Below are 18464 nucleotides of genomic sequence, written 5' to 3' on the forward strand. Positions count from 1 at the left end.
CTAAGAAAACCGCACTGTAATTGATACAATATTAATGATATAATCTTAAAAAGAGATTACTAAAACATTATGTATTCGGTATTTACAATAAAACCGAGATAAATTGAGAAAGTATCTTTTAATATCACAACTACTTATATATCTATTGTTACCAAACCTGCTATAGATTTTGATTATATGTAAGTGAGCGCTACTGCGACTAAAATACCTCAAAATAAAAAAGCCTGCCACTTAGAAGTGACAGGCTTCCCGGATTTATACTAAGTATAGTTAGTTCTTCAGAAGTTTAGTCTGATATACTTCTTTACCAGCAGTTACATTCACAAAGAACATACCTTTAGATAATGAAGCCATTTTGCTGTTAAGCGACTCCTGCACCTGTGCCTGAGAACCAGTTGCCTTGAAAAGCTCTTTGCCTTCTACAGACCAAACAGTAAGGCTAACTTTCTGAGAGCCGATGTGGCCAGGAAGAGAAAGTCTTACATTCTGGCTCTGCATTGGGTTAGGATAAATGCTGAACATACCTTTAGTAGCGTCAGCGATGCCTGTGGTAGTTGCAGCAGTTAAAGTCAACGTGAAATCATCAATAGCATATAGTCCATCACTACCTCCATCATTTGGGTCACTCCATCTGATCCATAAATTTGAACCAGGAGCTAAGGTAATTCCTGAAATGGTACCAGATATACTTGTCTTGTTAGCAGCATCATTTCCATTAACTGCAGTGTTGTCAGTTACGGTCTTAAGTTTCTCAACTAAGTCCATTGACGTCAATGCAGTCCAGGTTGCATTAGCATCGTTTATTCCTGTAGCATTAAAACTATATTCGAAGGCCGAAATTTCATCTGCTGTTGCACTAGAACCCGATCTCCACTGCTCCATAGTAGCGGCAAACTGCACCGTTCCAATTGTACTTGTTGTTCCATTAGTGAAACCCGCTCCAAACCTAACACTTGTAGAATTTGAGCTTATACTTCCAAATGCTCTGTCTGTAGCATCAGTTGTTCCTACATTATATATTGCACCTGAGTTTGCTGAACCATCAGTTATAACAGGCGTAAGAACAGCTCCTAGTTCACCGGTACCAGCATATCGAACTGCTGTCCAGCCATTTGGAAAGGTGGTTGGTGTAGTAGTCCCCATTCCATCAAAGTTCTGAGTATATGTTAGGCTGGTTAAATTAATCTGCGCACTTGCTTCGTTTCCTGCCAATAAAGCAAAACCTAACAGCGCAAGAGCAGCAGTTTTTTGTAAATGTTTAATCATAAAAGTTTAGATTAGATTTGGTTGATTTTTATACTCTGACAGATGATATGCTAAAGCTAACAGCTTAGATAATCAGCACTTAACATCGTGTTACAAATCTAATCCGATTTTTAATATTTAATGTAATCTATATATTAATTTTTTGCTGCTTTTGTCTATCTTAATTAAATGGCACCTTTAGCTATACAAAAGTCATTAAATTTCTTCCAGCGCTTGCTCTATATCCCTAATCAAATACTCCGGATCTTCCAGCCCAATATAAAAACGCACCAGGTTAAAAGGCAGCGTAGGTTTCAAACCATGATCAGTATAAGAAGCAGCGATGGGGTAAATCAAAGATTCATGCCCACCCCAGGAGGCTGCCATCAGGAAATGCTGTAGCCGATCGCAGAAGGCTTCTACTTTTTTAATGTTTTCCGTTTTCAGTAAAACAGAGAACTGTCCTGTGTTATTGCGCAATTGTTTTTGCGCTAAATTGTACTGTGGATGCGACGACAGTAATGGGAAATGTACTTTCTCTACCTTCGGATGTTTCACAAGAAAATCAACAACTTTGCTGGTAGAGGCTGCAATACGCTCCATTCTCACTGGTAAGGTTCGCAAACCTCTAATTAACAACCAGGCATCGTGGGGCGAAAGTATGGCTCCAAGCGTCATGTACTCCCGTTCAAATATCCTGTTTATAGTTTCACGTGAGCCACAGACAATGCCGCCCATTGTATCGGAGTGGCCACCGATATACTTAGTACAGGAATGCACCACTAAATCTACCCCAAAGGCTATGGGGTTTTGGTTTACAGGGCTAGCGAAGCTGTTGTCGATGATAGTTTTGCAGTTGTGCTCTTTGGCAATGGCCACTACTGCCGCTATGTCTTGTAACTCAAATGTGTAAGAGTTAGGGCTTTCCAGGTATAGCAGGCGTGTATTTAGCTTGATAGCGTTTCGGTAGTTTTCCGGGTCGGTGCCATCCACCATGGTTACCTCTACGCCAAACCTGGGCAGAAACCGCTTCATTAGGGTATTAGTCCAGGTGTAAGGCTTTTTTACACAAACAACATGGTCGCCTGTGTTTACCTGAGACAACACTGCCGCCGATACTGCTGCAATGCCACTACCAAAAGCAATGGCATGCTCGGCCCCCTCAAGGGCTGCTATCTTTTTCTCCAGTATGGTTACAGTGGGATTATTGCCCCGGGTATACAGGTGCGCCTCAGGCTCGTGCTGTAGCATGTGCCTAAGATCTGCCACAGAGCGGGCAGCAAAATTACTGGTTTGTAAAATAGGCGGGGCAACTGCATTAAAGTATAGCTCCCGATCTTCTCCTAACTCGTTTAGTATGTATGATAGCTCCATCGTTTCTACTTCAGTTCCTGCTTTCATACTCTTATTTCACACCTGTTGTTTTGCCAGGTAAAGCAACAGATTTATACTTATCTACTTTATCTGTTAAAGTTACTTTTATACGCATTTAACATATAAGAAAAACGCACCTCAACAAGCTCACTTTCAAAGCTTTACAAACACTAAAGTATTAAATATAAATAATTTTTAAATCACATCACAAAGCACTGTAAATCAATTATTTACAAATTATAAATACGTGCATTTTTCTATTGATTCTGCAACTACAAAAGCCTGATTTTTGTTATTTAGACATGAAAGAGAAAGAAGAAAACAACGTATTTCAGCTTACCCAATCCGAACCGGCAGAGCAGGACAAGGAATGGCAAAAGTCTATTCCTGCACAGGTGTTTCTGAACTACATTTTTGCGATAAGTTACCATATTCAGCACGGCGAAACGAGTGGTATAGAGCAGCTGGCTTTTCTGAGAGAGTCGCAGGAGGCGCTAACTGAGCAAGACCTTGAAACAGTAAAGCGTTATCTGCTTAACTCCTGGAGCACTGAATATGCTATGCGCACTACTGCCGCTCTTGGCGACGAAGCTTATATGCGCAATGCCCTCCACTGGACATTCCCGCAGGCTTATTACACTGTATTCTCAGGTTTGCAGGCATTCTTGCACACGCGTGGCGTTAAATCCAGTAATGAGGCGCTTATACTTCGAGAGGCTGGCAGATTGGTGGTAAAAAATGCTTATCCAAAAGCGATTGGCTTCTATGCCTCTGGTCACTACGATGACTTTAACATACATCGCTTGCCGTTGTCGCACTATAAGCCTGGCTTACAGATAGCAGGCAAAGAGCTGGAAGCTCAGGCACAGATCGGTCAGTTTCTGCGTACCACGCGCCGCCAGAAGGCAAAGAGTGTAAGACAACAGGTACAGGCAAATGCTGCCACTGCCATCCGCAGCAAAAGCGGGGAGGTATTGCAGAAGTTTGGGCCGCAGCATTGGCAGCAACTTACCTGGCGCGTAGGCTATACTACACTTTTCGATTTGCTGTCACGGCTGCGCATATCCTCCTCTCACCGTGAGATTGAGCGTTTTGTGCTGGCCGATATTGACTTTAAGTTGTTCCATGAGTCGCTGCTAGAGATTGTTAGCTACCTAAATGGCATACACGAAAGCTATGTGGCGCAGGCTATGGGCGTACAACAGTATGAGGCATTTATAAAAGAACTGCCTACATACTTGCAGCATTCTTTTGTTGCTGCAAGGCTGCAAAAGCATATCAAGCCACTTTTCGGCGACGAAGAGTATCAACTTGGTCAGGCAGCATAACAGAGTTTTCCTTATTTATACTTTAAGCTCCTGTAGGTTTATACTTGCAGGAGCTTTTTTATGCTAAAGAATAACCAGTACAAGCTTCATAGCCGCCGCCGCCGTAAGGATAGTTCTCAATCTACTCTAACAGCTCTTTAATTCCTGTGTTATACTTACTACACCATCCAACGAATAGCAATCAACAATAACAATTAAGTCTTTAAAAGCTGCCAAATATTTAGCAATTTTGCAGCTTGATTTTTAGACGTCAATTATAGTATAAGATCGCATGCAACTGAGCGAACAGGAATTACGCAGACGCCATGAGCGTGAAGAGCTGGAGAAAATGGGTATTAACCCATATCCCTCTGAAACATTTGAAGTTACGGCTACTGCCAAAGAGATAAAGGAAAATTTCGATAAGGAAGGAAATAACTACCAGAACGTAACATTGGCGGGCCGCCTGATGAGCCGTCGTATTATGGGCAAAGCCTCTTTTGCGGAGCTGATGGATAGCACTGGCCGTATCCAGATCTATGTTTCGCGAGATGATATTGCTCCTGGAGAGAACAAGGACATGTACAACACCGTGTTCAAGAAAATGCTCGACATCGGTGACTTTATCGGTATCAAAGGCTATGCTTTCGTAACGCAGGTGGGTGAGATTTCGGTGCATGTTACTGAGCTTGTTGTACTTGCCAAGTCGCTAAAGCCGCTTCCAATTGTGAAGCGTGAGGTAGACGAGAACGGCGTGGAGCACGTGTATGATGCCTTCAATGATCCTGAACTCCGTTATCGCCAGCGTTACGTAGACCTGATCGTGAACCCGAACGTGCGTGAGACTTTCAAAAAGCGTACGCAGCTTGTAAACTCAATGCGCCAGTATTTGGGCAATAAAGGATACCTGGAGGTAGAAACGCCAATTTTGCAGCCTTTGTACGGTGGTGCGGCGGCGCGTCCGTTTAAAACGCACCACAATACCCTGGACATGACGCTGTACCTGCGTATTGCCAACGAACTATACTTAAAGCGCCTGATCGTGGGTGGTTTTGACGGTGTATTCGAGTTTGCAAAAGACTTCCGCAATGAAGGTATGAGCCGTTTCCATAACCCAGAATTTACGCAAGTAGAGCTATACGTAGCTTACAAAGATTATAACTGGATGATGGACCTGGTAGAGGAAATGGTAGAGAAAGTAGCTCTTGACCTGCACGGTAAAACAGAAGTACAGGTTGGTGAGAACGTAATCAACTTTGCCCGTCCATGGAAACGCTATACCATGTTCGAAGCAATTGAGCATTTCACTAAGATCGACATTTCAGAAATGGACGAGGCTGAACTGCGCCAGACCGCTCAGAAACTTGGTATCCATGTAGAGGCATCGATGGGCAAAGGTAAACTGATCGACGAGATCTTCGGTGAGACCTGCGAACCATACCTGATTCAGCCAACTTTCATCACAGACTATCCTGTAGAGATGAGCCCACTGGCGAAGAAGCACCGCAGTAAGCCAGGATTGGTTGAGCGTTTTGAGGCTATCTGTAACGGCAAGGAGATTTGTAACGCCTTCTCTGAACTGAATGACCCTATTGATCAGCGTGCCCGCTTTGAAGAGCAGTTAGAGCTTGGCAAGCGCGGCGACGTAGAGGCCATGGTACTTGACGAAGACTTCCTGAGAGCCCTAGAGTACGGTATGCCACCAACAGCTGGTCTGGGTATCGGCATAGATCGTTTAAGTATGATCATGACCAACTCCCATTCTATTCAGGATGTGTTGTTCTTCCCGCAGATGAAGCCGGAGAAGCAAGACAAGAAAGAAGAAGAAAAAGTAGGTTAATCTCCTGCACTAAGTATAAAAAGAAAGCGCCTGCTACAATGTAGCAGGCGCTTTCTTTTTATACTTCAGAGCTTACAAACCCGGTGTTTTACGGGCATCGTTAATCATTCTGTTCACTTCCTGGTCATCCCAATTACTGTTGTTACCAGTAGAGGTGCCAGTGGTTGTGCTACCCATTGTGCCTGGCTGGTTCTTACTCAGGTTAGGGTTTTTGTATGGTTCTTTTTTGCCTGTCCAAGAGTTAACCTTGTCTTTGGTAGCCGAATAGCTTTTGCTTACCTGATCACCAAACTTAGTGGCAGAGTCAGCTACCTTTTTGCGGGTAATAGTACCTTTGTCTGGAGCAAGTAGTACTCCTGCAATTGCACCGGCTGCCGCGCCGGCTAGCAAACCAAGTGCCACAGCACCTGATGTTTTGCTCTTCTCTTTTTTATTTGCTGCGTTTTGTTGTCTTATCTGTCGCACCGAAGCGTTAGTTGAATATGTTGATCTTTCCTCTCCAAGTGATCTGCTTTCCATTTTCGTTCTCATAGTTGTATTTCTATTTTGTTTATATGTTAACTTAAAAATGTATGCTATTAGTATACATCTATTTAATATTTAATAACGCGATACCTTCTCACAGGTTTGAAAATAGGATCCCCAAAAAACAAAAACGCCTGCTGAAATAAAACAGCAGGCGCATTCGCAGGCGTATCGTATAGCTGCCTCAGCAGACTATCACAGTATATGCAACAGTCTCAGCTATAGTGCCAATAAGCACAGAACACACCCTCTATAAACGTAATCTATACTTTATTAAGCGTTGCCGCCAGTAGAACCTGTGCCGCCTGTGTTGCCAGCACCTGATGTGCCTGAGCCACTGCTGGTTGTGCTACCGCCAGTAGAACCTGTATTGTCACCGGTTTTACCTGAGGTGCTTCCACCTGTGTTGCCAGCGCCTGTCTTACCAAATGCGCCACCGCTCATGTTCTTAATTTCATCCATGCCAGCCTGCAGGTTTTTCTCCAGGTCTTTGCTAAGTTTACCAGCCCATTTCTTTACGCTGCCGCGAGTAACCTCGCCAGTATCCGGAGCCATAAGCAAGCCTGCAATTACACCTGCACTAGCACCTGCTAAAAGGGCCAAAAGCACTTTTCCGCTATTGTCTTTCATAGTTGTTATAATTTATTAATTTGTATTTACATTTTATTGTGTACTAATAACGACAGTAAACAGCATTAAGTTATATCTATACAACAGAATACTATTATACTTTAATTAAAAGTACGAAAAATGTTCGAAGAGCCGGTTTTAAGTGTCGTTAGTTACGCACTGCCTAGCTTCTAAAGTCAGCCAGTAGCCTTAGCACTTCGTCTTTGGTCTTATTTAGTCGGGTTTGCAGACGGCTCAGCAATTCATTCTCTCTGCCTTCACTGTAATGTAGGTCTTCTTCTGTGAGCTCTTCATAGTTCTGGCTTAGCTGGCGTTTAATATCTTCCCAAGAGCCATACATTACAAGCTGCTCGTCTTGTGGGCTATTGGTTTTTGCCATTTTGTTTTTCAGGTTGTCTGTCCAGCTTTTAACAGTGGTGTTCAGATCGTCCCCGGCTTTGGTTAGCGTACGCATTAAATCTTCGCGGTTTCCTTGTCCGTTTTTGGGCGCAAGCAAAATACCGGCTGCAACACCGGCTCCGATGCCTGCAAGTGTTGCCATCAAAATTTTGCTGTTGTTATTCTTCATGTTATCCATGCGCTGTTTTATATAGTGTTATAGTTTTATCGGCGCAGCTTATCATCAGTAACTTATCAGGGAAAACGCCTAATTCAGATAATTTAGATACTTTTGCGCTTCAAGTATCATACGGTTGCAGCCCTACTTGGTTAGTTGGCGGCACAAAACGGTACGTTACCGTATAATATCCTGTTATAGAAATCACATAACACTATGAAGAAAATCTTTGCCTTACTACCGCTTGCAGCATTGCTTATGAGCAACGCCTGCACAAAGACAGGCCAGAACGGAGCAGCCTGTATTGACGAGAGCAAAATAAACCCAGAGCAGATTTGCACGATGCAGTACGACCCCGTGTGCGGTTGCGACGGAAAAACCTACGGCAACAGCTGCGAAGCAGACCGTGCTGGCGTTACCTCTTATACCAAAGGCGAATGCCCAGAGAAAAAATAACCAATACAATAAACGAAATGAGCAATAAGAAATATATTAAGCAAACGAATCCGTTTAAGGTGCCTACCACCGACGGTAAGTTGATAGAGGAACATTTTGGCCACGCCTCCACCCGCACAGGCGGCTTTAGCGTAGCGCACATGGTTGCTCCGCCTCACTGGGGTGAACCACACCAGAGTCCAGAGTTTGATGAGGTAACCATAGTAATAAAAGGAAGGAAGCTAATTGAAATTGACGGCGAGGAAGTAGAGGTAAAAGCTGGTGAAACAATTCTGATAAAAGCCGGTAGCCGTGTGCGTTACTCCAATCCTTACGACGAAGAAACAGAGTATTGGTCGGTATGTGTGCCAGCCTTTGATATTAACACAGTGCACCGCGAGGAGGAGTAGCTAAGCAATTTAATTATAAACAAAAAGCCCCAGCTAAAGTATAGCCGGGGCTTTTTGTTGTACTTCAATATCTGAAGCTAAAATTTTATTTAGAGATCATATCTACAATATCCTCAGAGATACCCATGCTGCTGAAGCCGCCATCGTGCATCAGGTTCTGCATAGTTACGTAACGCGTCAGGTCTGAGAAAAGGGTAATAGTATAATCAGCACATGCCTCTGCAGATGCGTTGCCAAGCGGCGACATCTTATCGGCATAGTCGTAGAACGCGTCGAAACCACCTACACCAGTACCAGCTGTTGTTTTAGTTGGTGACTGAGAGATAGTGTTTACTCTGATCTTTTTGCTACGGCCCAAACGGTAGCCATAGTTACGTGCAATAGACTCCAGCACCGCCTTTGCCTGCGACATATCAGTATAATCAGGGAATACACGCTGAGCTGCAATGTAAGAAAGGGCAACAATAGAGCCCCACTCATTCATAGCATCCTGCTTCTCGGCCACGTGCATTACCTTGTGGAAAGACAGCGCAGAGATGTCCAGCGTCTTCAGGAACCAATCATAGTTCAGGTCGCCATACGTTTTGCCTTTACGGATGTTAGGACTCATGCCGATAGAGTGCAGCACGAAGTCAATTTTACCGCCTAAGATTTCTTGTGCCTTTGAGAACAGGTTTTCCAGATCTTCAACAGAAGTAGCATCGGCAGGTATAATCTGCGCCTCGCACTCTTCTGCCAGTTTATTGATCTCGCCCATACGCATAGCTAGCGGGGCATTAGTCAGTACAAACTCAGCACCTTCTTCCTTGGCACGCTTCGCAACTTTCCAGGCAATAGATTTTTCGTCCAGTGCTCCGAAAATAATTCCTTTCTTTCCTTTAAGCAGATTATAAGACATATCTGTATCGTTATTTTATACTTTCAAAGATTTGAGCCGGCAATATAGCAATAACTCAGTATAACTCAAGATGCGAGGCAAGTACATTCTGGTGAACGTGTTGCAGCACATGGTCCAACCACCCCTGCCCCTCCTTATCTAAGGAGGGGAACTCTGCTACCACTGTCTCAACTCTTATCACAATAGCTGCGGCTCTTCTTCTTGTCGTTATAAGAAAATTTTATTTAGAGTGAGGTTAAGCAATAGCTATGAGCCGATACTTTAGCAGAAGTAATAGGGGGCTCCCCTCCTTAGGTAAGGAGGGGCAGGGGTGGTTGGACCAGATATCTTAAAAAATAAACAGCCCTCTCCTACCAAATAGAAGAGGGCTGTTTATTTTATACTTTCTACAAGTTACATCGACAGTAATTCCTTTGCACTCTTAAAAGCACTAGCGCTTGGGTTAGCGCCAGCAATCATGTGTGCAATTTCGTTTACACGTTCTTCTTTGTTCAGCTTTTTGATGCGGCTGATGGTGCGGTCTTCGGTATCGTGCTTGTAGACAAAGTAATGCGCGTTGCCCTGTGCAGCAATTTGTGGCAAGTGCGAGATAGCAATGATCTGGTGCTTCTGCGCCATCTGCTGCATCATCTTACCCACTTTAACTGCCACTTCTCCGGATATACCCGTGTCAATCTCATCAAAAATGATGGTTGGCAAGGCGGTTTTATCAGCTAGCATGTACTTCACACTAAGCATCAACCTGGAGAACTCACCACCAGAAGCAGCTTTTACCAGCGACTGCGGTTGTGCGCCTTTGTTAGCGCTGAAAAGTATACTTATCTCGTCAGTACCTGTAGCAGACGGTGTTGTATTAGCGTGCTGGATAACGATACGTGCATTTGGCATACCAAGCTCAGCAAGCAAAGTATAAAGTTCCTGCTCAAACTGGCCGAATGATGACTTACGACGCTCAGAAAGTATAGCTGCTTTGCCAAGAACCTCCTTCTCTGCCTCTTCCATGGCTTTTTTAGTGCTGGCAATGGCAGCATCTAAGTTAAGTACGCTTCCAACTTTCCCTTCCAGATCACGCTGTATCTCCAGTAACTCTGCATTAGACTGCACCTGGTGCTTACGCTGTAAAGTATAAATCATATTCAGGCGTTCCTGCACTTCTACGGTACGCTCAGGGTCTGCTTCTGTCTTACGTTCTGCATCTTCCAACTCACCGGCAATATCGTTCAGCTCAATCATGCAGCTCTCGGTACGAGTGCGTAACTCGTCATACTTCGGAGAGAATTGCGCCAGCTGCCCGATCAGATGTGCTGTGTCTTTTAAAGCTGATGTGATGTTGAATTCCGACTCTGTGAGGTACTGCACGGCCTGCGTTAGCTTTACCTTAATATCTTCAGCGTTTTCCAGCTGCTTCAGTTCATTCTCCAGTTCTTCCTGCTCGTTCTCCTGCAGGTTTGCCTCCTCCAGTTCGTTCAGCAGGAATGTGTGGTAGTCGAGTTCTTTCTGTGCCTGCGCCAGCTGGTCTTCCAGCTTACGGTACTCTGATTCCAGTTTCTTATACTTGCGATAGGTGTCGTTATAGTCTTTTAAGTAAGACAGGTTTCCAGCATAAATATCCAGCGAGGTATTGCCGGCATACACGTCAAGTATATTTAGCTGATAGCTGGTATCACCTAGCTGCAGCGTGTCGTGCTGCGAGTGGATGTCCATCAGGTTCTCCCCTATTTTACGGATCACATCCAAAGTTACAGGCGTGTCATTTACAAACGCGCGCGACTTGCCGCTTGGGCTGATCTCACGGCGCAGAATGCACTGGTCATCATAATCCAGGTCCTCAGCAGTAAACACCTCTTTCAGGTTGTACGACGAAATATCAAACACCCCTTCTATCACACACTTCTGCTCCTGGTCAAACAGCAGCTTGGAGTCGGCGCGGTTGCCCAGCAGTAAGCCAATAGCCCCCAGCATGATGGATTTACCGGCACCGGTTTCGCCTGTAATAATGTTCAGCACCGGAGACGGGTTCATCTCCAGCTTCTCGATCAGGGCGTAATTCTTTATTTTAAGATCTATCAGCATATAAGTAGTCTCGAGACTATAGACATAAGATGTAAGACTTTTTGCCTATGCTAAAGTTCGGTATTTCTGTAAAATTTTTGATGTGGTGGAAGTATAAATTATACTTTGCTTCTGCACTCAAGGTAATGATAAAATTCTCTGTTGGTTAGAAGGCGTCTGTTTTACTAATATCACTAGCTTAACCTCCCTCCTTTAAAGAACCCTTCCGGATTATAAAGCAGAGAAAACATAGGCTGAAGTATACTTTAATAAGGAGCCTCTATATCGTAGATGATTTCCTCTACCTCCTCTGGCAGGAACTCATGCTTATTAAATCTGAAATCCTTTAGCTGCAGTTTACCTGAATTTATACTTGATAATGAGCCCGCTAACACTACTTTGCTGCGTAGCACCACTTGTACAGCAGGTTGCTGCACCAGCTCTGGCAGGTGTTTCTCTAAGTCTTTCCGGAAGATGCGGACCTGGCGTTTGCCCATTGTGTAAAGTATAAAATCAAGCAGGTTGTTCTGCTGCCGTGAAGTTACACCCTTTTACTGGAATTCTAAAAATTTTAGCGTTTTAGCAAAACTTCGTACTTGCTGTTGTTGGTAGGATCGGTTTGGGAGAGTAAGGCGTATGCCTGCTGCTTTTGTGCCGGCGCTGCATTCTTAAACATGTTCACCAGTTCGTCGGCCTTAGCGTCGAAGAAAGAGCGGACCACAGCTGAATTTGGCTTTTGCTGCTGCAGGCGCTGTATACTTTCCAGAGCAGTCAGCACAGATTGGCGCGCCTTTTCTGGATTTTCGATCATGATATCCAGCCCATTGCGGTGCATGTTGTATAGCCCCTCACGAAACGGAAGGAACTGCGGGTCCTGCATGTTATCTATGAGCCAATAACGGTTGCGGTTGCTGTCAAAAGCTTTCCAGCCCTGGTAGCCGGGCCCTTGTGAGGCAGCCAGGTTAAGCACGCCCCTTGCCTTATCAAAAGCAGATGCACCTCCTAAACGGCCAAAGCTATCGTTGTCTATGCCAATGATCATAAAGGCATAAAACGCCAACATAGATGACAAATTGGAAGTATAGCTGTTCTCGGCAAAATCAAGTGGCTGGGCAGTGTTAAACTGGAAGGTCCAGTCTTTATCGATAAAAGAGAAAAGGGTAGACTCGTAGCCTGTGCCGTACGCCGGTCTTACCGACACTACCTGCACATTGGCCTTGAACACTCCAATCTCCGGCATCTCCGTCAGGTTGATAAGGAGGCGGCATTTAATACGCTCTTCTGGTCTGTAGGCTTGTTCTGTCCAGCGGCGGTTGTTCATGAACTCGAAGATGCGTGTTTGCATATCCGTGAACAATTGCTTGTCGGTGTACTGTACTTGTTCGCTGTTAACTACCACATCGCACTGCAGCTCCTGGGCTTTGGCAGTCCAGGCTGTCAGGCAAAACATCAGCAAAACAAGTATTTTCTTAGCCATTTATTCGCTCCCAGATCAGGTTTACAATGTCTTCGGCTACCGCAGTTTTTTGTTTCAACTCAAAAGCAGTAGTAGCGTCTTTTTCTATAATCGTTACTTTGTTCGTGTCGTGCTTAAAGCCTGCTCCCGGATCGTTCAATGAGTTTAGCACGATCATATCCAGGTTCTTTTTCTGCAGCTTTTCACGGGCATTGGCGCTTTCGTTATGTGTTTCCAGAGCAAAACCAACCGAAAACTGTCCTTCTTTCTTCTCTTTACCCAGAGCCGACGCTATATCAACGTTCTTAACAAGTTCTATCGTAAGTTCGTTGCCGCTTTTTTTAATCTTTTTATCGGCAACCACTTTAGGCTTGTAATCGGCTACTGCCGCAGCATATACCAATATATCAGCCTCCAGAGCTAACTGCTTTACAGCGGCATACATCTCGTCTGCAGTTGTAACAGATGTTACATTTATACTTTGGTGTTCCGCTTTTATACTTACCGGACCTGAAATTAACTGCACATTGGCACCACGCGCTGCAAAACAGGCTGCCAAGGCATAACCCATTTTACCCGTAGAGTGGTTCCCGATAAAACGCACCGGGTCTATTGGCTCGTAGGTTGGGCCTGCTGTTAATACTACTGTTTTACCTTTAAACGATCTTTCGGTCACCTGCAAAGAAATTCTGAAGCACTTGAACAATCTCTTCTGGCTCTGCCATACGCCCCTGCCCTACCAAGCCGCTTGCCAGCTCACCGTAACCGGCTTCGATAATACGGTTACCGTAGCCGCGCAATTTGGTAAAGTTGCCCTGCACCGACGGATGCTGGTACATATCCAGGTCCATGGCCGGAGCTACAAAAACCGGGCATCGTGCCGACAGATAAGTGGCTGAAAGCAGGTTATCGCAAAAGCCATTAGCCATTTTGGCTACGGTATTGGCACTTGCCGGTGCCACCACCATAGCGTCTGCCCAAAGCCCCAGGTCCACATGGTTTGTCCAAACGCTGGTGTCGTCTTTAACGAACTCTGTAAATACCGGCCTCTTGGAAAGCGTAGCTAATGTAAGAGGGGTAATAAAGGCAGAAGCAGAAGTAGTCAGGATTACCTGTACCTCTGCTTCTTCTTTTATGAGTTGCCGTACCAGTATGGCTGCTTTGTAAGCAGCTATACTTCCGCAAACTCCTAATATGATCTTTTTATGCCGGAGCATTTGCCCGTATTACAGGGAAATTTCCTCTGAAGTCTCCTCGTCTGGTGCACGGAAGTAAACTTTCTCTTCCAGGAACTCCTCGATAGCCAGGCTAGTAGGTTTTGGTAAACGCTCATAGTATTTAGAGATCTCGATCTGCTCGCGGTTCTCGAATACTTCCTCCAGGTTATCTACAGTAGTTGCAAATTCAGCCAACTTAGAGTTCAACTCTTCTTTTATCTTAACTGCAACCTGGTTCGCTCTTTTAGAGATGATAGCCACAGACATGTATACGTTGCCGGTTTGCTCTGCAAAGTCGGCCATGTTGCGCGTAACGATAGATGATGGAACTGATGCCATATATTTTATACTTAAGAATTTGCTTGTGCTTGATTATTTGATTTCTTGATCTTTTCAAGGTTTGCCAGCGTGTCTTCATACACCTGCAGGGCATTACGGGTAAACTTGCTGTCAGGATACTGATCAATAAAGTTCTGATAGTACTCCGCTGCCAATTGCAAACGCTCTTCCTGCTTGCTTGGTATACTTTCCAGCGCGTAACGGTACTGTGCATCCAGTTTTAGGAAAGCCGCCTCTTCGCTGTATGGAGACGAAGCGTGCTCCTTCAGGAAATTATCGAGTGCAACCACTGCAGATCTCCAATTACGCAGTTGGTAGTATAGACGCGCATTATCGAATGCTTTCTTGTCCAGCTTCACCAGCAGCTCGTCAATCAGCTCATTGGCTTCTTTTACGCGATCGCTGCTTGGGTAACGTACCATAAACTCCTGCAAGGCCTCAATGGCTGTAACCGTTGTAGTCTGGTCCTGCTCAAAGCTTGGCGACTGATTGTACAGGGCAAGTGCTTGATTATACATAGCCTGCTCTGCCAGCGGGCTGCGCGGATATGTCTGGTAAAATGTCTTGAAATGAAAATCGGCCAGCAGGTAGTCTCCCATTTCGTAATAGGTGTCTGCGAGGTAAAATTTAGCCTGCTCTGCCTGTTCGCTACCAGTTAAAAGAGGCGACACCTGCTCCAGCAACTGATTGGCGCGGTAGTAGTCTTCTTTCTCGTAGTACTCCAGGGCAGCTTTGTATTTCTTTTCAACGTCGTCGCTCTTCAAGAGCTTCTGAAAATTGCTGCAGCCGGACACAACTAGCAACAAGCCTACTATTACGACGGTATGTAAAAAGCCTTTCTTCATGAACGGGCAAAATTATACAATATCTATGTGATTTACAAGACTGAAATATCAGGGCAGAATTTCCTGAGTTAAGCGTACTTATTTATTTTTTTTCAGTGGCTGCGGTTTTGCAGCCTTTTTGGTGGCCGGTTTGTTTGCCGGTGTTTTCTTAGGCTTTGTTGCCTCTTTAGCCTTTACCGGTATCCGTGTGGCAAACACATCCTTTTTTGTTGGCCTCAGTTCGGCCATCCAGCTAAAGCCTTCCAAGCGCCTCAAATCTTCCTGCAGTTCATGAGGAGGAATAAAGTTGGCATCCGGCTGCACCAAGAACGAGATTGTCTTCAGTTTATTTTCCCCGAACTTTAAAACCATGTTACTGCAGATAGCTTTGTTCATGCCGGTTAATGTGCTGTCTCCTTCCAAAGCAAAGTATAAACTTTCTCCATTGCCGTTCACATTAACGCGCCGCAGATCGCCATCCTGAAAATAAGCCACCATGTTTCGGCCCTTTACCTGGTTGTAGTTTTTAAGCGTATCTTCTGATGAGATAAAGGCATTGCTGTACATGTACATCCTGTCGATGGTCTTGTTGCGCATCTGCACATGTATGGTATCTGAAACCAGTTGGCTGCTTTCGCTCCAGAGCACCGGCTTGCGGTTCAGGTGCATTACAGAGTCGGTGCGGTTGTAGCTTAGCGAGTCGGCTTTGCCCTGCAGGTCCGATTTAAAGATTTTTACGTTAGGATAGGCGAACACCATACTTTTCGTTCTGCCGGCTTTGGCCTCCCTGGAGTAAAGCGTATCCGCAGACAAGTATAAGGTATCTTTGTCTAGTATAGATTCCATTACCGGACTACCGTATACTTTCGCCTCGCCCCTGTCGCGCCAGTAGCGGCCTATCTGCCCTCTTATAGTTACATCATCTTTGAGCGAGCGCAGCGACACGTTTTTCTCTGCATAGCCATAACCCTTGTTCTGGTCATAGTATAGCTTATCGCCTCCCAGCCTGTACTCTTTTGTAAGAATGTAGGCATTGCGGCCGAAGTTAGAGACTTTAGTTAGTGTATTATAGGTACCTTCTTCGGCATACAGGTCGCCCTGCTCGCCACGTATAAAGGTTGGGCCTTGAAAGTATACTATTTTACTTTGCGTGTTGTAGCGCAGGTTTTGAGCTGTAATATTATAGTCTTTGGTCGTTACTTTTACATCCTGCTGAAAAGTATACATCTTAGAACGGGTATCGTAGGAGCCACGGCGGCTTTCGAGCCTGTTCTCTGGGTCTACGATCACGCCACCTTCTGTGTAATAAGCTGTCTTCTCGTTCAGGTTGTAATCCATACTTGGTGTCGTCAGCGTCATGCGCGGGTCCTGCATCACTACATTTCCCGTCATCTTGGCAATTCTGGCATTGCCGTCATACGTGGCCTTATCACTGCGCATGGTTACGGTATCTGCCTGCTGTATCCGCACGTTCCCGAAAGCCTCTAAAAAATTACGATCTTTATATTGGTAAACAGAATCGGCGTACAAGAGCGCGTCACGCTGCTTAAACTTCACATTTCCTATCAGTTTGTCGATACGCTGTCCGTTAAACACGCCGCCTACCAAAGAATCAGCCCCTTGTAGTTCTACCCTATCGCCCTGTGTCTGAGGTTTAGGTTGTTGTTGCCTTGGCTGCTGTGTTTGCTGTTTTGGCTGTTGCTGCCGCTTTAATTGCTCCTGCCCGAAAACCGCTACCGAAAGCAGGGTAAAGACAAGAGAAAACAGTATTTTTGTGTAATTCATCAAAGTTCCTGACAAAGGACAGAAGACAATTTGATTAAGGACAGCTATTTCTTTTGTCCTCTCTCTAATAGTCTTTCGTCTAATTTATACTTCAAAATTATAAAATTTTTACCAGCCGCTGCTTTATGCTACAGAAAGTTTCAGGTTTTATACAAGCGCAAGATCTTTGCCAACCCGACAGTAAAATTTTAGCAGCCGTTAGTGGCGGCATCGATTCGGTAGTGCTCTGCGAAGTGCTGCACCAGCTAAAGTATGATTTTGCCATCGCACACTGCAACTTCGGACTACGCGCTGAAGACGCCGAGGCCGATCAACTATTCGCCAAAAAGCTTGCCAAACAATACGATGTGCCGTTCTTTACCGAAAACTTTAACACACGTGCCTTTGCCGAGCAGGAAAAAATATCTATCCAGATGGCTGCCCGCACATTGCGCTACGAATGGTTTGAGCAGGTGCGCCAGCAGCAAGGATATGATTACATTGCCACTGCCCACCATAGTAACGACCTCACCGAAACCATATTGCTGCACCTGACCAGAGGCACAGGCATTGCAGGGCTACATGGTATACCACCTAAAAACGGCCACATCATACGCCCAATGCTCACAGTTACCAAAGACGATATCTACGACTTTGTAACCTCCTCTAAGCTGATCTGGCGCGAAGATGTATCCAATGAGACCACCAAGTACCAGCGTAACAAAATAAGGCTTGAGGTAATTCCGGTACTAAAGGAGATAAACCCGAGCCTGGAGGAAACCATGCAGCAAACTGCCGAGCGTGTAAGCCACGCTGAAAGTATAGTGGCAGCCTATATACAGAACCTGCGCGAGCAAAGTATAAAAGAGGCCGAAAATGCATGGTACATCTCACTAGTGCCGCTGCAGAATGCCACAGGCATGCCAGTTGTGCTGCACGAGCTGCTGCGCCCGTTCAACTTTAGCTACACTGTGGTGCTGGAGTTGGCAGAGGCACTGGAGGGCATATCAGGCAAACAATTCGACTCCCCTACTCACACCTTGGTAAAAGACCGGGACCAACTGGTGATTACGCCACGCAACCTGAGCACCTTCGGAAGTATACTTATAAACGAAGGAGACACTGAGGTAGAAGCCGGCAATTTATACTTCAGCATAAAATATGTGGATGCCGATAAGTATAAACTGAACATCAAACCACACGTAGCCGCACTGGATGCTGACCAGCTTAAGTTTCCGTTGAAGCTGCGCAACTGGCAGGAAGGCGACTGGTTTGTGCCGCTGGGCATGAACGGCAAGAAAAAAATCAGCGATTTTCTGATAGACAAGAAAATCCCGGCCAACCTTAAGCCCCAAACACTAGTACTGGTATCTGACCAATCCATCGCCTGGATCGTTAATCAGCGGCTGGATAACCGCTTTAAAGTAACAGATAAGACGGAGCGGGTAGTGGAGATAAGCGTGCAGGCAAAGCCTTAGGCTTCTTGAAAAAGGACGATTTGACAAAAGAAAAAGGACTAAATTATGTATAAAAAATCTTTTGCCATTTGTCTAATAGTCTTTTGTCCTAAACCAAAGGTTTTAATAATAGAT

19 protein-coding genes are annotated in these 18464 nt (G+C 45.1%); 5 read left to right on the top strand and 14 right to left on the bottom strand.

All coding sequences use genetic code 11. The annotated features are described in order from the left end of the window. Window positions 1-270 precede the first annotated feature (270 nt). Both H8S84_RS12050 and H8S84_RS12055 read right to left on the bottom strand, forming a co-directional pair. A complete protein-coding gene (locus tag H8S84_RS12050) occupies window positions 271-1266 on the bottom strand; it encodes a T9SS type A sorting domain-containing protein (RefSeq protein ID WP_187067594.1) in 996 nt (331 codons plus the stop codon). A gap of 195 nt (window positions 1267-1461) precedes the next feature. Further along, window positions 1462-2646, bottom strand: coding sequence for a trans-sulfuration enzyme family protein (locus H8S84_RS12055; RefSeq protein WP_317175440.1), 1185 nt, complete (start codon window positions 2644-2646; stop codon window positions 1462-1464). Window positions 2647-2921: 275 nt separating this feature from the next. On the opposite strand from H8S84_RS12055, the gene H8S84_RS12060 reads away from it, so the two are divergent. Both H8S84_RS12060 and lysS read left to right on the top strand, forming a co-directional pair. Beyond that, window positions 2922-3947, top strand: a complete 1026-nt coding sequence (locus H8S84_RS12060) for a hypothetical protein (RefSeq protein WP_187067595.1) — start codon at window positions 2922-2924, stop codon at window positions 3945-3947. A gap of 271 nt (window positions 3948-4218) precedes the next feature. Beyond that, complete coding sequence (gene lysS / locus H8S84_RS12065; RefSeq protein ID WP_187067596.1) at window positions 4219-5766, top strand: lysine--tRNA ligase; 1548 nt, start codon at window positions 4219-4221, stop codon at window positions 5764-5766. Between the two features lie 72 nt (window positions 5767-5838). On the opposite strand, the gene H8S84_RS12070 is transcribed toward lysS, so the two are convergent. From H8S84_RS12070 to H8S84_RS12080, 3 genes are all read right to left on the bottom strand, one after another. Further along, window positions 5839-6297, bottom strand: a complete 459-nt coding sequence (locus tag H8S84_RS12070) for a YtxH domain-containing protein (RefSeq protein ID WP_230407158.1) — start codon at window positions 6295-6297, stop codon at window positions 5839-5841. A 267-nt stretch (window positions 6298-6564) separates the two neighbouring features. Then, window positions 6565-6921, bottom strand: a complete 357-nt coding sequence (locus H8S84_RS12075) for a YtxH domain-containing protein (protein ID WP_187067597.1) — start codon at window positions 6919-6921, stop codon at window positions 6565-6567. Between the two features lie 163 nt (window positions 6922-7084). Next, the gene (locus H8S84_RS12080; RefSeq protein ID WP_230407159.1) at window positions 7085-7489 is read right to left on the bottom strand and encodes a YtxH domain-containing protein; all 405 of its coding nucleotides are present in this window, start codon (window positions 7487-7489) and stop codon (window positions 7085-7087) included. A gap of 246 nt (window positions 7490-7735) precedes the next feature. Between H8S84_RS12080 and H8S84_RS12085 the strand changes: the two genes are divergently transcribed. Together H8S84_RS12085 and H8S84_RS12090 are read left to right on the top strand one after the other, a co-directional pair. Further along, on the top strand, window positions 7736-7933 hold the full coding sequence (locus tag H8S84_RS12085; protein ID WP_394367998.1) for a Kazal-type serine protease inhibitor domain-containing protein: 198 nt from the start codon (window positions 7736-7738) through the stop codon (window positions 7931-7933). Continuing rightward, window positions 7915-8322, top strand: a complete 408-nt coding sequence (locus H8S84_RS12090) for a cupin domain-containing protein (RefSeq protein ID WP_230407160.1) — start codon at window positions 7915-7917, stop codon at window positions 8320-8322. The genes H8S84_RS12085 and H8S84_RS12090 overlap by 19 nt, the downstream gene beginning before the upstream one ends. Before the next feature lie 85 nt (window positions 8323-8407). Here H8S84_RS12090 and H8S84_RS12095 read toward each other — a convergent pair whose 3' ends face one another. From H8S84_RS12095 to H8S84_RS12130, 9 genes are all read right to left on the bottom strand, one after another. Beyond that, the gene (locus H8S84_RS12095) at window positions 8408-9220 is read right to left on the bottom strand and encodes an enoyl-ACP reductase FabI (protein ID WP_187067600.1); all 813 of its coding nucleotides are present in this window, start codon (window positions 9218-9220) and stop codon (window positions 8408-8410) included. 393 nt (window positions 9221-9613) lie between these two features. Continuing rightward, complete coding sequence (gene recN, locus H8S84_RS12100) at window positions 9614-11293, bottom strand: DNA repair protein RecN (RefSeq protein ID WP_187067601.1); 1680 nt, start codon at window positions 11291-11293, stop codon at window positions 9614-9616. 245 nt (window positions 11294-11538) lie between these two features. Continuing rightward, a complete protein-coding gene (locus H8S84_RS12105) occupies window positions 11539-11769 on the bottom strand; it encodes a hypothetical protein (RefSeq protein WP_187067602.1) in 231 nt (76 codons plus the stop codon). 74 nt (window positions 11770-11843) lie between these two features. Next, complete coding sequence (porD, locus tag H8S84_RS12110) at window positions 11844-12749, bottom strand: type IX secretion system protein PorD (RefSeq protein ID WP_187067603.1); 906 nt, start codon at window positions 12747-12749, stop codon at window positions 11844-11846. Further along, on the bottom strand, window positions 12742-13404 hold the full coding sequence (gene coaBC, locus H8S84_RS20310) for a bifunctional phosphopantothenoylcysteine decarboxylase/phosphopantothenate--cysteine ligase CoaBC (RefSeq protein ID WP_317175441.1): 663 nt from the start codon (window positions 13402-13404) through the stop codon (window positions 12742-12744). Before coaBC ends, porD begins: the two co-directional genes overlap by 8 nt. Then, window positions 13385-13945, bottom strand: coding sequence for a flavoprotein (locus H8S84_RS20315; RefSeq protein ID WP_317175442.1), 561 nt, complete (start codon window positions 13943-13945; stop codon window positions 13385-13387). The genes coaBC and H8S84_RS20315 overlap by 20 nt, the downstream gene beginning before the upstream one ends. Window positions 13946-13954: 9 nt before the next feature. Next, window positions 13955-14284 carry a DNA-directed RNA polymerase subunit omega gene (locus tag H8S84_RS12120; protein ID WP_187067604.1) on the bottom strand — a complete coding sequence of 110 codons (330 nt, stop codon included), beginning with the start codon at window positions 14282-14284 and terminating at the stop codon, window positions 13955-13957. Window positions 14285-14295: 11 nt separating this feature from the next. After that, window positions 14296-15129, bottom strand: coding sequence for an outer membrane protein assembly factor BamD (locus tag H8S84_RS12125; RefSeq protein ID WP_222621649.1), 834 nt, complete (start codon window positions 15127-15129; stop codon window positions 14296-14298). A 78-nt stretch (window positions 15130-15207) separates the two neighbouring features. Next, window positions 15208-16893: an OstA-like protein gene (locus H8S84_RS12130; protein WP_187067605.1), complete on the bottom strand. Its 1686-nt coding sequence runs from the start codon at window positions 16891-16893 to the stop codon at window positions 15208-15210. A gap of 125 nt (window positions 16894-17018) precedes the next feature. Here H8S84_RS12130 and tilS point away from each other — a divergent pair, with 125 nt between their 5' ends. Beyond that, a complete protein-coding gene (tilS, locus tag H8S84_RS12135; protein WP_187067606.1) occupies window positions 17019-18350 on the top strand; it encodes a tRNA lysidine(34) synthetase TilS in 1332 nt (443 codons plus the stop codon). Window positions 18351-18464 lie beyond the last annotated feature (114 nt).

The organism is Pontibacter cellulosilyticus, assembly GCF_014306105.1.
Taxonomy (GTDB): domain Bacteria; phylum Bacteroidota; class Bacteroidia; order Cytophagales; family Hymenobacteraceae; genus Pontibacter; species Pontibacter cellulosilyticus.